Origin of the sequence: Pseudomonas sp. RIT-PI-o, assembly GCF_001297215.1 — a bacterium.
Lineage (GTDB): Bacteria > Pseudomonadota > Gammaproteobacteria > Pseudomonadales > Pseudomonadaceae > Aquipseudomonas > Aquipseudomonas moraviensis_A.
Genome location: NZ_LHPA01000020.1, coordinates 238,231 through 250,175 on the forward strand (window position 1 = coordinate 238,231; position 11,945 = coordinate 250,175).

The 11,945-nt window shown below is 61.5% G+C and carries 11 protein-coding genes and 1 riboswitch; of the genes, 3 read left to right on the plus strand and 8 right to left on the minus strand.

Annotation, left to right across the window (positions count from 1 at the left end; all coding sequences use genetic code 11):
- Nucleotides 1-22 precede the first annotated feature (22 nt).
- From AEQ63_RS09800 to AEQ63_RS09815, 4 genes are all read right to left on the minus strand, one after another.
- The gene (locus tag AEQ63_RS09800) at nucleotides 23-631 is read right to left on the minus strand and encodes a YqiA/YcfP family alpha/beta fold hydrolase (RefSeq protein WP_042607782.1); all 609 of its coding nucleotides are present in this window, start codon (nucleotides 629-631) and stop codon (nucleotides 23-25) included.
- 291 nt (nucleotides 632-922) lie between these two features.
- Entirely contained in the window at nucleotides 923-1,738 is an 816-nt protein-coding gene (cpdA, locus tag AEQ63_RS09805) for a 3',5'-cyclic-AMP phosphodiesterase (protein ID WP_064363147.1), read from the minus strand.
- A 97-nt stretch (nucleotides 1,739-1,835) separates the two neighbouring features.
- Complete coding sequence (locus AEQ63_RS09810) at nucleotides 1,836-2,288, minus strand: DUF1249 domain-containing protein (RefSeq protein ID WP_016771972.1); 453 nt, start codon at nucleotides 2,286-2,288, stop codon at nucleotides 1,836-1,838.
- Nucleotides 2,279-2,896, minus strand: coding sequence for an NUDIX domain-containing protein (locus tag AEQ63_RS09815; protein ID WP_024011344.1), 618 nt, complete (start codon nucleotides 2,894-2,896; stop codon nucleotides 2,279-2,281). The genes AEQ63_RS09810 and AEQ63_RS09815 overlap by 10 nt, the downstream gene beginning before the upstream one ends.
- Before the next feature lie 227 nt (nucleotides 2,897-3,123).
- Here AEQ63_RS09815 and AEQ63_RS09820 point away from each other — a divergent pair, with 227 nt between their 5' ends.
- Complete coding sequence (locus AEQ63_RS09820; protein ID WP_064363149.1) at nucleotides 3,124-3,870, plus strand: RsiV family protein; 747 nt, start codon at nucleotides 3,124-3,126, stop codon at nucleotides 3,868-3,870.
- Here the strand turns inward: AEQ63_RS09820 and cytX are convergent.
- Both cytX and thiC read right to left on the minus strand, forming a co-directional pair.
- The gene (gene cytX, locus AEQ63_RS09825) at nucleotides 3,839-5,131 is read right to left on the minus strand and encodes a putative hydroxymethylpyrimidine transporter CytX (protein WP_064363151.1); all 1,293 of its coding nucleotides are present in this window, start codon (nucleotides 5,129-5,131) and stop codon (nucleotides 3,839-3,841) included. The two genes, AEQ63_RS09820 and cytX, sit on opposite strands and share 32 nt — an antisense overlap.
- 195 nt (nucleotides 5,132-5,326) lie before the next feature.
- Nucleotides 5,327-7,216, minus strand: a complete 1,890-nt coding sequence (gene thiC / locus AEQ63_RS09830) for a phosphomethylpyrimidine synthase ThiC (protein WP_064363153.1) — start codon at nucleotides 7,214-7,216, stop codon at nucleotides 5,327-5,329.
- Between the two features lie 145 nt (nucleotides 7,217-7,361).
- Nucleotides 7,362-7,467, minus strand: a riboswitch (TPP riboswitch).
- A 206-nt stretch (nucleotides 7,468-7,673) separates the two neighbouring features.
- Here thiC and AEQ63_RS09835 point away from each other — a divergent pair.
- Nucleotides 7,674-9,107 carry a TolC family outer membrane protein gene (locus AEQ63_RS09835; protein ID WP_064363155.1) on the plus strand — a complete coding sequence of 478 codons (1,434 nt, stop codon included), beginning with the start codon at nucleotides 7,674-7,676 and terminating at the stop codon, nucleotides 9,105-9,107.
- 91 nt (nucleotides 9,108-9,198) lie between these two features.
- Here AEQ63_RS09835 and waaA read toward each other — a convergent pair whose 3' ends face one another.
- Together waaA and AEQ63_RS09845 are read right to left on the minus strand one after the other, a co-directional pair.
- Nucleotides 9,199-10,473, minus strand: a complete 1,275-nt coding sequence (waaA, locus tag AEQ63_RS09840) for a lipid IV(A) 3-deoxy-D-manno-octulosonic acid transferase (RefSeq protein WP_064363157.1) — start codon at nucleotides 10,471-10,473, stop codon at nucleotides 9,199-9,201.
- Nucleotides 10,474-10,484: 11 nt separating this feature from the next.
- Entirely contained in the window at nucleotides 10,485-11,381 is an 897-nt protein-coding gene (locus tag AEQ63_RS09845) for a LysR family transcriptional regulator (protein ID WP_064363159.1), read from the minus strand.
- Between the two features lie 108 nt (nucleotides 11,382-11,489).
- Between AEQ63_RS09845 and AEQ63_RS09850 the strand changes: the two genes are divergently transcribed.
- Complete coding sequence (locus tag AEQ63_RS09850; protein ID WP_042607775.1) at nucleotides 11,490-11,822, plus strand: DMT family transporter; 333 nt, start codon at nucleotides 11,490-11,492, stop codon at nucleotides 11,820-11,822.
- Nucleotides 11,823-11,945: the final 123 nt, after the last annotated feature.

Genomic DNA, 11,945 nt, shown 5'->3' on the forward strand with positions numbered 1-11,945 from the left:
TTCATGAAAGAGGGGCAAGACTTCACAGCGTGGTGAAATCGATTGCCTGATACATATCGGCAGCCATGCCGGCAAAACTCAGCAACGCCGGCAATTGCCCGGCAAAGCCCTGAAAACTGTGGTCGCCGCCAGCCTGGATACGCAAGGCACAGGCGCGGTAATACTGTTGGGCGAGGCGATAATCCAGCGTTTCGTCGCCGGTTTGCAACCAGACCTGATAACGCTGCGGATCCTGCGGCGCCGGCACTTCCAGTTCGGCCAGCGCCGTGACGTGGTCGTGGGTCAGTTCCCAGGTTTCATCGGTATAGAGGTTTTTCTGCGTGCCCAGATAACCATCGAACATCCGGTGCGGGCTGACCGCCGGGTTGACCAGCAAGGCTTTCAGGCCATGGCGCTCGGCCAGGTGAGTCGCATAGTAGCCGCCGAGCGAACTTCCCACCAGCAACGGCCGGCCCAGCTCGGCGATTGCCTGCTCGAGCTGACCGATGGCTTCGCGCGGATGGTGATGCAGCGCCGGCACGCGCAATTGCCCGCTCAATCCCAGCCGCTCCATGACCGCGACCAGCTGACAGGCCTTCTTCGAGGCCGGCGCGCTGTTGAAACCGTGGATATAGAGGATCGAACCGGACATTTGAGCTCCCTGGCTGTCGGTTTGGGTTTGCGGAGTTTACAGGGAGAGAAGATGGGATTGGGGGGTGGTTTCGAGAAATTGGTCATTCAGCGGGAGCGGCCCTCACCCTAGCCCTCTCCCAAAGGGAGAGGGGACTGATTGGGGGATATTAAAGAGATACACCGACTTGAAAGTGATTTGGCGAATCCATAATCGCCACCGCCGTTGCAGGTCGGCGGATCGCGAAAGACACCTCGATCGGCCCCCTCTCCCTCCGGGAGAGGGCTGGGGTGAGGGGCTCTTGATCGAAAATCAGTAACCTTCGGAACCGTAATCAACGGTAAAAGCAAAACCGGTAACGCGCTCAACCCCGGTTTCCAACCGCCCATCCGGCAACAACCGCAACCACCGATACCCCGGCGCCTGCTCGCCGACCTTGAAATCCGCACTCCCCGGCTCGAACTGGATGCACGTCGAAGGCGAGGCCATCAAGCGCACGCCATTGCGGTCACGATCGATTTCCTGATGCACATGCCCCCACAACACCGCGCGAACCTGAGGAAAGCGATCCAGCACTTCAAAGAACGCTTCCGGGTTGCGCAGGCCGATCGGCTCCATCCACGCGCAGCCGATCGACACCGGATGATGATGCAAGCACACCAGATGATGGCGCTCCGGCGCTTCGCTCAGCGAGCGCGCCAGCAACTGCAATTGATCGTCCTGCAGATAGCCCGGTACCGAGCCCGGCACGGCTGAGTCGAGCATCGTCACCCGCCAATTGCCGATATCGACCACCGGCTCCAGCAACGTGCTCTGCACCGCTGCCTCGGCCATGACCATCGGCTCGTCGTGATTGCCGGGAATCCAGCGCGCTGGCGCATCGATCTGCGCGCTCAGTTGGCGAAAGGCCTGATACGACTCCAGCGTGCCGTCCTGGGAAATATCGCCGGTGGCCAGCACCAAATCGATCCGCGGCTGTTGCCCCAACACTAGGTCGATGACCTTTTGCAGGCTTTCGCGGGTCTTCATGCCCAGCAGCTTGCCGTCCGCTTCGGCGAACAAGTGGCTGTCGGACAACTGCACGAGCAGTGCCGGGTCGGCGCTGGTCAATGTCGATACGCTGGACAAAGCGTTCTCCCGGGCTAAGGCACGCAATGAATGGGTGCGGCAATTATGCTGGGGGATGACACAAAGGGGAAACCGCCGAAGCGGACGCAGTTCACAACTAGCGAACGACTTCGTACTCGTGCCCCAACGCCAGGCAATGACTCAGCCATTCGCCCAGGAACACATTGAGCTGGGCCTTCTCATCAGGCTGGTGCATGGCGGCGTTCGGGTAAGGATAGATGCCGCGAAAGCGTCGTGCATGTTCGGCGCTGACCACTTCGGCCATGCGCGCGTCGTGATAGACCTGTACCTCCAGTTGCGGCACCGGCAACCACGGCAGACTGTGCTCCTGGCGCACCTGCAAGGTCGTGGTGTACGGACAGGTCTGCAGCACTTCGAGGGCGAGAACGCCGAGCATCTGCTCGCCCTGGGTCACAGCGATACGCCGCGCCTCGGGTTCGTTGCGCATGTCCGGCAGCAGTCGCATCAGGCGCGCGTAGTTGGCCTCGCAGGCGGCTTGCAGCCCCACGAGGTCAACCCGATAACGATCGCGCAGCTTGTTTACGACCATAGCCCCCTCACTTCGGCGCGGTTCAGCGCCAGCCACTGCAAGGCGATGATGCTCGCCGCGTTGGCAATACGTCCGTCACGAACGGCCTGCAAGGCATCTTCGAATGCCCAGACCGTAACGCGAATGTCTTCGGCCTCTTCTTCCAGCCCGTGCAGACCGCCGACGCCGTCGGTGCTGCAACGCCCCAGATACAAATGCACGAATTCGTTGCTGCCACCCGGCGACGGGAAGTACTTGGTCATCGGCCACAACGCCTTGATGTCCAGCCCAGCTTCCTCCTGCGCCTCGCGGTGAGCAACTTCTTCCGGTTGCTCATCCTTGTCGATCAGACCGGCAACCAGTTCGACCAGCCACGGGTTGTCGGCCTTGCCCATGGCGCCGACGCGAAACTGCTCGATCAGCACCACCTCATCGCGCTGCGGATCGTAAGGCAACACGCACACGGCATCGTGGCGCACGAAGATTTCACGGTTGATCTCGCGGCTCATGCCACCGGCGAACAATTCATGGCGCAGGTGCACACGGTCGAGCTTGTAAAAGCCCTCGTAGCATTTTTCGCGCCGCACGATATCGACGGCGGTCGGAATGGCGTTGGCAAAGTCAGTCATAATCATCCTCATTACTGCACATCCTTTACGAGGTTTCTGAGTACAACCGGCAACCTCGACTTCGCGCCATCCTAACGCGCCCGCACCGTTTGATGCAGCCCCTTTACCGTCAGCGGGATGGACGGTGACGGTGAAACCCACTCTAATTAGCTTAGTGGCGAACTGACTGCCTCGTTGAGAGTCGAAGCGGTAACTTTTCGCCTTCCCCTGCTTTCGAAAGGACGCCCATGTCGCTTTTCAAAATCGCCTCTGTGGCCGCTATTGCCCTGACTCTGGGCGCGTGTGCCAGCCTGTTCCAGCCCAACTACCGCACGCCGCTGGAAACCACCCGCGACGCCTCGGAACAACTCAAACCCGGCTGTTCCAACCCCAATTGCCCGTTGGTGAACATCGACACCCTGCGCTTCCCGGATGAGCCGGCACTGGACGGCATCATCGAAAAGCGTCTGCTGCAAATGACCCGCACCGAGAAGAACGCACCCGTAGCGCCAACCCTGGCCGCCTACCGCGAGCAGTTCCTGGCCAGCGCCGGCCCGCGCAACAGCAGCTACCTGCAAGCAAAAGTACGCGAGCAGCATGACGGACTGGTGATCATCGAGCTGTCGAGCTACCTCGACACCGGCGGCGCCCATGGCACTCCGGGTCGCGGTTTCATCAACTATTCGCGCCAGCAGCACAAGGTGCTGAACCTGTCGGACATGTTGCTGCCGGGTCAGGAAGAGGCGTTCTGGAAAGCCGCACAAGTGGCGCACAACAGCTGGCTGATCAGCACCAAACTCGATCAGGAGGCTGAATTCGTCGCGAACTGGCCGTTCGTCAAAACCCCGCACGTGGCGCTGACCTACGGCGGCGTGATCCTCAAGTACGACGTGACCACCATTGCACCTTACGCGCTGGGCCACGTCGAACTGAAGATTCCTTATCCGCGCCTGAACGGCATTCTCAAGCCTGAGCTGTTTCCCGGCCGTAACTGAAAGCCCGGCCCAGGATGAGTTGCAGCAGCCCTGCCAGCACCAGCGCCGGCAGGGTGGCGCCGACCTCCGGGTACAGATTCGCCAGCAAGTGGTAAGTGCTGACCCCTCCCAGCCACGCCAGCAACGCCGGCCAGCGCAATGCCGCTGAGGCGACCTGCGCGCTGCGCTTGCGCAGGATGAAGTGATCGACCAGCACCACGCCGAACAGCGGCGCGAACACCGAGCCGATCAGCAGCAGGAAATTCTGGTACTGCGCCAATGGCGCCAGCAGGGCAATCAGCGTGCAGATCACGCCGATGGCCAGGGCCAGATGCTCGACTTTCAGACGCCAAAGAATCCCGCTGGAAACCGCCGCCGAATGAATATCGGCGAAAGCGTTTTCCGACTCATCCAACAGAATCAGCAGCAGCGGAATGCCCAGACCGGCGCCCGCCAGAGCCAACAGCAACGCGTTGACTTCCCCACTCGGGGCAAACGCCAGGGTATAAGCGACGCCAAGGCTCATCAGCCAGAAATTGCCGATGAAGAAACCCACCGCCGTGCCACCAAACACGTTCTTCGCGCGCTTGCCGAAACGCGAGTAATCGGCAATCAGCGGCAGCCACGACAGCGGCATGGCGATGGCAATGTCGAAGCCCACGGCGAATGGCATCGAACCGTCACCGGCACGCGCCCACAGTGCCGGGAGGTCGGCTTTGGCGAACAGGTTCCAAGTCAGCCACAGGCACGCCGCGAGCAGCAGCCAGATGCCCCACTTGCGCAGAATCTGCCGCACGAACGTCAACGGCCCGCTCACGGCGAGCAAGGTCGCCAGCGCCCCGAAAAACAGCGTCCACAGCATCGGATTGGCCCACAGCGAGCCTTCGCTGAACGCTCGGGTGCCGAGCAGGCTGGCGGCATCGCGCATGACGATGATTTCAAACGAGCCCCAGCCGATCAGTTGCAGCAGATTGAGCAACGCCGGCAGGCTCGCGCCTTTGCGGCCGAGGCTGAGCTTCAGCGCCGCCATCGACGACAGGCCGGTGTCGCTGCCGATCACGCCGACCGCAGCCAGCAGCAGTACGCCCACCAGCGTGCCAAGGGAAATCGCCAGCAACGAGCCGGACAGGCCCAGGCCCGGCGCGAGCAATGCGCCGGTCTGCAAAACCATCAGACCGATGCCGAGGGAGAACCACAGGGAAAACAGATCGCGCCCGCCGAAGACACGCTTTGCAGCGGGGACGGCGAGATCGGGGGAATAGGTGCCGGGTTGAATGTTCACAGGAATATCTCAGGGAGCTTATTGTTTTGGGTCGCTGATCACCCTTGTGGCGAGGGAGCTTGCTCCCGCTCGGCTGCGAAGCAGCCGCCCATCCGGTCACCACAATTCTGACTGCCAGAACGCGGTGACTGATTTTGGGCCTGCTTCGCAGGCCAGCGGGAGCACCCCCCCTCGCCACAGGTGAGCGCCGCTCGGTCAGACTTTCTTGTACAGCTGACTGCCTTCCTTCTTGAACCGCTCGGCCTGCTCCGCGAGGCCTTTGGCGACGTCCACGTCGACCGCATCGATGCGCTGGTTGGCCGCATATTCGCGGACTTCCTGGGTGATCTTCATCGAGCAGAATTTCGGCCCGCACATCGAGCAGAAATGCGCGACCTTGGCCGAGTCCTTCGGCAGGGTCTCGTCGTGATAGGAACGCGCGGTATCCGGATCCAGGCCGAGGTTGAACTGGTCCTCCCAACGGAATTCGAAACGCGCCTTGCTCAGCGCATTGTCGCGAATCTGCGCGCCGGGATGCCCCTTGGCCAAGTCCGCTGCGTGCGCGGCGATCTTGTAAGTGATGATCCCGGTTTTCACGTCATCCTTGTTCGGCAGGCCCAGGTGCTCCTTCGGCGTCACGTAGCAAAGCATCGCGCAACCGAACCAGCCGATCATTGCCGCACCGATGCCGGACGTGATGTGGTCGTAACCCGGGGCGATGTCGGTCGTCAGCGGGCCTAGGGTGTAGAACGGCGCCTCGTCGCAGCATTCGAGCTGCTTGTCCATGTTCTCTTTGATCAACTGCATCGGCACATGGCCCGGGCCTTCGATCATGGTTTGCACATCGTGCTTCCAGGCGATCTTGGTCAGCTCGCCGAGGGTTTCCAGTTCACCGAATTGCGCGGCGTCGTTGGCGTCGGCAATCGAGCCCGGACGCAGGCCGTCGCCGAGCGAGAAGCTGACGTCGTAGGCCTTCATGATTTCGCAGATTTCTTCGAAATGGGTGTAGGCGAAGTTTTCCTTGTGATGCGCCAGGCACCACTTGGCCATGATCGAACCGCCACGGGAGACGATGCCGGTCACGCGTTTGGCGGTCAATGGCACGTAACGCAGCAGCACGCCGGCATGGATGGTGAAGTAGTCGACGCCCTGTTCGGCCTGTTCGATCAGCGTGTCGCGGAACAACTCCCAGGTCAGGTCTTCAGCAACGCCGCCGACTTTTTCCAGTGCCTGATAAATCGGTACGGTGCCGATCGGCACGGGGGAGTTGCGGATGATCCACTCACGGGTTTCGTGAATGTGCTTGCCGGTGGACAAGTCCATGATGTTGTCCGCGCCCCAGCGAATGCCCCAGGTCAGTTTCGCCACTTCTTCTTCGATCGAAGAACCCAGGGCGCTGTTGCCAATGTTGCCGTTGATCTTCACCAGGAAGTTACGCCCGATGATCATCGGTTCCAGTTCAGTGTGGTTGATGTTGGCCGGGATGATTGCGCGGCCACGGGCGATCTCGTCGCGGACGAATTCCGGGGTAATGATCTTCGGCACGCTGGCGCCGAAGCTGTGGCCGGGGTGTTGCTGATCGAGCAGGCCGGCGGCGCGAGCCACTTCCAGCTTCATGTTTTCGCGGATGGCCACGAACTCCATCTCGGGCGTGATGATGCCCTGCCGTGCGTAATGCATCTGCGTGACGTTGTGCCCGGCCTTGGCGCGGCGCGGGTTGTTGACATGGGCGAAGCGCAGTTTGGTCAGTTCCGGATCGGCCAGGCGTTCGCGGCCGAAGTTGGAGCTCAGACCGGCGAGGCGCTCGGTGTCGCCGCGATCATCGATCCACGCCGAACGCACATCGGCCAGACCTTTGCGCACATCGATGACTACGTTCGGATCGGTGTACGGGCCGGAGGTGTCGTAGACGGTGACCGGCGCATTGATCTCGCCGCCGAAGTCGGTCGGGGTTACATCGAGGCTGATTTCGCGCATTGGCACGCGGATGTCCGGGCGCGAGCCCTGAACGTAGATTTTTTGCGAACGGGTGAACGGCTTGACCGATTGCTCGTCGACCTTGGCCGAGTCACTGAGGTTGATCGCGTTATTTTCTTTTGTTGTCATCACGGGCTCTCCAGACAGCATCCAGCAGTGGATTGTCGGAGCAGAACCTGAAAGGCACGGACGCACCAGGACCGGTGCTGTGCATTCGCCATGAGCGTTCGATTGTCGAACAATATCCCGGACGAAGCACAAGAGGACTCGCCGGGTGACGAGAAATCTTGTTCCCTACGCAGGCGCTAACCTGATCAGGTTCAACGGGATCCGAAATTATTCGATCTCAGCCTCATAGCAAGGCACCCCGACAAGAACCCGGCCAGTCTAGACACAACCGCCGGGGAACGCCAACACCGCAGCGAACGCCTTGATGAATGGCGTAAATACACAGGCTTGCCCGATTGTTGCCGGAGCAATGCGCAACTACACTCGCTTGGCCCGGCTCAGCCTTGACGCTGCGCGGGCTGCGCCTTACCTTTGGCGCCCGGATTACTTCCATAATATTCATGCTAGGGATCGCCTCATGCTGCGCAAACTTTCACTGGCTGTTGCCGTGTCCTGTGCGTCCAACACAATGGCCTGGGCAGCGGAAGCACCCTTGTCGACCAGAACCGATCTGGTCAGCGTCTATCAGGAAGCGGTCGACAATAACGCCGATCTGGCGGCGGCCCGCGCCCAGTACGGTGCGCAGAAAGAAGTAGTGCCCCAGGCCCGCGCCGGTCTGCTGCCGAACCTGTCCGGTGGCGCCGAAGTCGCCGACGTGCGCACCTCGATCGACCAGCCCTCGGCCATCGCCAACCGCAGCGCGCATTCCTATCAGGCGACGCTGGCGCAGCCGCTGTTCCGCGCTGATCGCTGGTTCCAGTATCAAGCGGCCAAGGACGTCAACGAACAGGCCGCTCTGCAGCTCTCGGCCACCGAGCAGAACCTGATCCTGCAATCGGCCGAAAGCTACTTCAACGTGCTGCGCAGCCAGGACAATCTGGCCTCGACCAAGGCTGAAGAAGCGGCGTTCAAACGTCAGCTCGACCAGTCCAACGAGCGCTTCGATGTCGGCCTCTCGGACAAGACTGATGTGCTGCAATCGCAAGCCAGTTACGACACCGCACGGGCCAACCGCATCGTCGCCCAGCGTCAGGTCGATGATGCCTTCGAGGCGTTGATCACCTTGACCAACCGTCAGTACAACTCGATTCAGGGCATCGTTCATACCCTGCCGATTCTGCCGCCAGCGCCCAACGATGCGAAATCCTGGGTCGACACGGCGGCGCGGCAGAATCTTAATCTGCTCGCCAGCAACTACGCGGTCAGCTCCGCCGAGCAGACGCTCAAGCAGCGTAAGGCCGGCCACTTGCCGACCCTCGACGCGGTGGCGAGATACGAGAAAGGCGACAACGACGCACTGGGTTTCGGCAACCCGAATTCCTTCGGCGTGCCCTACGGCGGCAACGTCGAGCAGAGCACCCTGGGCCTGCAACTGAACATCCCGATCTACAGCGGCGGGCTGACCAGTTCGCAAGTGCGTCAGTCCTATGCGCAACTCGATCAGAGCGAACAGCAGCGCGAATCGCTGCGCCGGCAGGTGGTGGAAAACACCCGCAATCTGCACCGCGCGGTGAACACCGACGTCGAGCAGGTGCAGGCGCGCCGCCAGTCGATCATCTCCAACCAGAGCGCCGTGGAAGCCACGGAAATCGGTTATCAGGTCGGCACGCGCAACATCGTCGACGTCCTTGATGCGCAGCGCCAGCTCTACACCTCGGTGCGCAACTACAACAACACCCGCTACGACTACATCCTCGACAACCTGCGCCTGAAGCAAGCGGCGGGAACGTTGAATCCGGGTGACCTGGAAGATCTGCGGCGCTATCTGAAAGCCGACTACAACCCGGACAAGGACTTCCTGCCGCCGGATCTGGCCAAGGCTGCTGAAGCACAGCTCAAAGCCCGGCCTTAAGCGTTAAAAACAAAAGATCGCAGCCTTCGGCAGCACCTACAGTTGGAATGCATTTCCCTGTAGGAGCTGCCGAAGGCGGCGATCTTTTTGCTTACTTGATCAATCTGCCCAAGCTATCCAGCAGCCGCTGCAACGCGCCCTGATTGCGGCGCATCACCGCCAGCCCGGCCTCGGCCATGCGCTGCGCATCGCGGGGCAATTCGAACAAACGCTGCACTTCAATCGCCAAGCCTTCGGCGTCATCGACTTCGACCAACGCCCCGGCTTCGCGCATCTGCGCGGCGATATCGAGGAAGTTGAACAGGTGCGGGCCGCTGAGCACCGGTTTTGCCAGCGCGGCAGGTTCGAGCAGGTTGTGCCCGCCGTTCGGGACCAGACTGCCGCCGACAAAGGCGCTGTCGGCCAAGGCATAGAGAAACAGCAATTCGCCCATGGTGTCGCCGAGCAGCACGCTCGTCTGCGCATCGACCTTGGTCCCGGTCGAACGACGCACCGTGGCAAAGCCTTCGCGCTGACACAGTTCGAACGCCGAGTTGAAGCGCTCCGGATGGCGTGGCACCAGAATCAACAAAGCATCCGGATGACTGCTCAGCAAGCGACGATGGGCATCAAGCAGCACCTCGTCTTCGCCTTCGTGGGTGCTGGCGGCGATCCACACCGGGCGGTCCTGTGCCTGCCACTGGCTGCGCAACTCGGCTGCGCGTTGCAGCAGTTGCGGGTCGATGGTCAGGTCGAACTTGATCGAGCCGGTGACTTCGACTGTTTGCGGACGCGCGCCGAGATCACGGAAGCGCTGGGCCTCGGCTTCGGTCTGTATGGCGAACAAACTCATTTCCGCCAGCATCGGCGCCGTGAGTTTGCTGAAGCGGCCATAACCACGCGCCGAACGCTCGGACAAGCGTCCGTTAGCGAGCGCCACCGGTATCCCGCGCTTCGCGCACTGATGAATGTGATTGGGCCACAGCTCGGTTTCCATGATCACTGCAAGCTTGGGCTGCACCCGATCAAGAAATCTTGCCGCTGCGCACGGCAAGTCATACGGCAGATAGCAGTGCTGGATGCGCGGCTCATTGGCGAACAGCGCCTGAATCCGCTCCGAGCCGGTCGGGGTCATGCAGGTCACGGTGATCGGCAGCGCCGGATGGCGTTCCAGCAGCGCGCGGATCATCGGCGCGGCGGCAATGCTTTCGCCCACCGACACCGCGTGGACCCAGATGCCACCGGGCTGCAGCGTCGGCATGCCAAGCGTGAAGCGCTCGCCAATGCGTTTGGCATACGCCGGCGCCTTGCGCGCGCGCAGCCACAGCCGAATCGCCACCAATGGCAGCCCCAGGTAAAACAGCACGGTGTAGAGAGTTCTATTCATGGCGGCGGAGTTTATCGGCTTTTGTCACCGATCGCCCGCAAGTGCACCGCAAAACGTTCCGCCAGCCAACGCGCCGCCGGGCCGAGCGGTTCGTCGCGGCGCCAGACCAGCTCCACCACCAGCGCCGGCGGCGTCCATTCGCTGTCGAGTTCAATCATCTGGCCTTGATACGCCGAATACTGCACAACGTGGCGCGGCAGCCAGGCCCAGCCGAGATCGCGAACCAGCCATTCGGACATCACGTAGAAGCTGTCGGCGCGCCACACCTGTGGGCTGGCCGGCTCGTTGCCGGGATAGACGCTGGTCTGCGTCGACATCAGCAGTTGTCGGTGCTGCGCCAGTTGCTGACAGGTCACGTAAGACTGCTGCGCCAGCGGGTGATTGATGCCGCACACCGTGACCATCTCGACACGACCCAGCACGCGGCGCTCAAGGGCTTCGGGGATTTCATCGTGATAGAACAGCAGGCCGAGGTCGGCGCGACGCTCGACCAGTTTGCGCGCAACTTCGCCTTGGGCGGCGCTGGTCAACTGCACTTCCAGGCTGGGAAACTGCTCGGCCAGCTCGCCGAAACTTTCTACCAGCGCCTGATACGGCATCGCCTCGTCCTGGGCCACACGCAGCTGCGCCTCCTGGCCGCGCAGCATGGCCATGGCGCGGCCATTGAGGCGCTCGCACTGGCGTAACACTTCCCGCGCTTCTTCCAGCAATGCCTCGCCGGCCTCGGTGAGAATCGGCTGGCGGCCACTGCTGCGCTCGAACAGGCTCACGCCTAGATCGTCTTCGAGCATCGCAACGGCGCTGCTGATTGCTGATTGCGCCTTGCGCTGCCGCCGCGCCACGGCAGAAAACGAACGCTGCTCGGCGACGTCGACAAATACCCGCAACTGCTCGAGATTCCATTGCATGCCTGTTTCAACCCATCTTCAGAACAGATAGGTAATGACTTTACCCCATCTGGGCAATCCCTAGAATGTCGCCTCAGCAAGCAACGATTTATCTGAGGGATTGAAATCATGAACGCCTACGTCTATCTGGCCATCGCCATCTGCGCCGAAGTGATCGCCACCGTTTCGATGAAAGCGGTCAAAGGCTTCAGCACGCCACTGCCGCTGATTCTGATCATCGTCGGCTACGGGATCGCATTCTGGATGCTGACGCTGGTGGTGCGCACTGTACCGGTGGGCGTTGCCTACGCCGTCTGGGCGGGAATGGGCATCGTCATGGTCAGCGTCGCGGCGCTGTTCATCTACGGGCAGAAGCTCGACGTACCGGCGATGCTGGGGATGGCGTTGATCGTGCTGGGCGTCGTCGTGATCCAGCTGTTTTCCAAGACCGCCGGGCATTAACGACAAACACATCTCCCCTGTAGGAGTGACCCTGCTCGCGATAGCGGTCTGTCATTCAACATTTATGTCGTCTGCTACACCGCCATCGCGAGCAGGCTCACTCCTACAGGTTTCGCGCTCAGC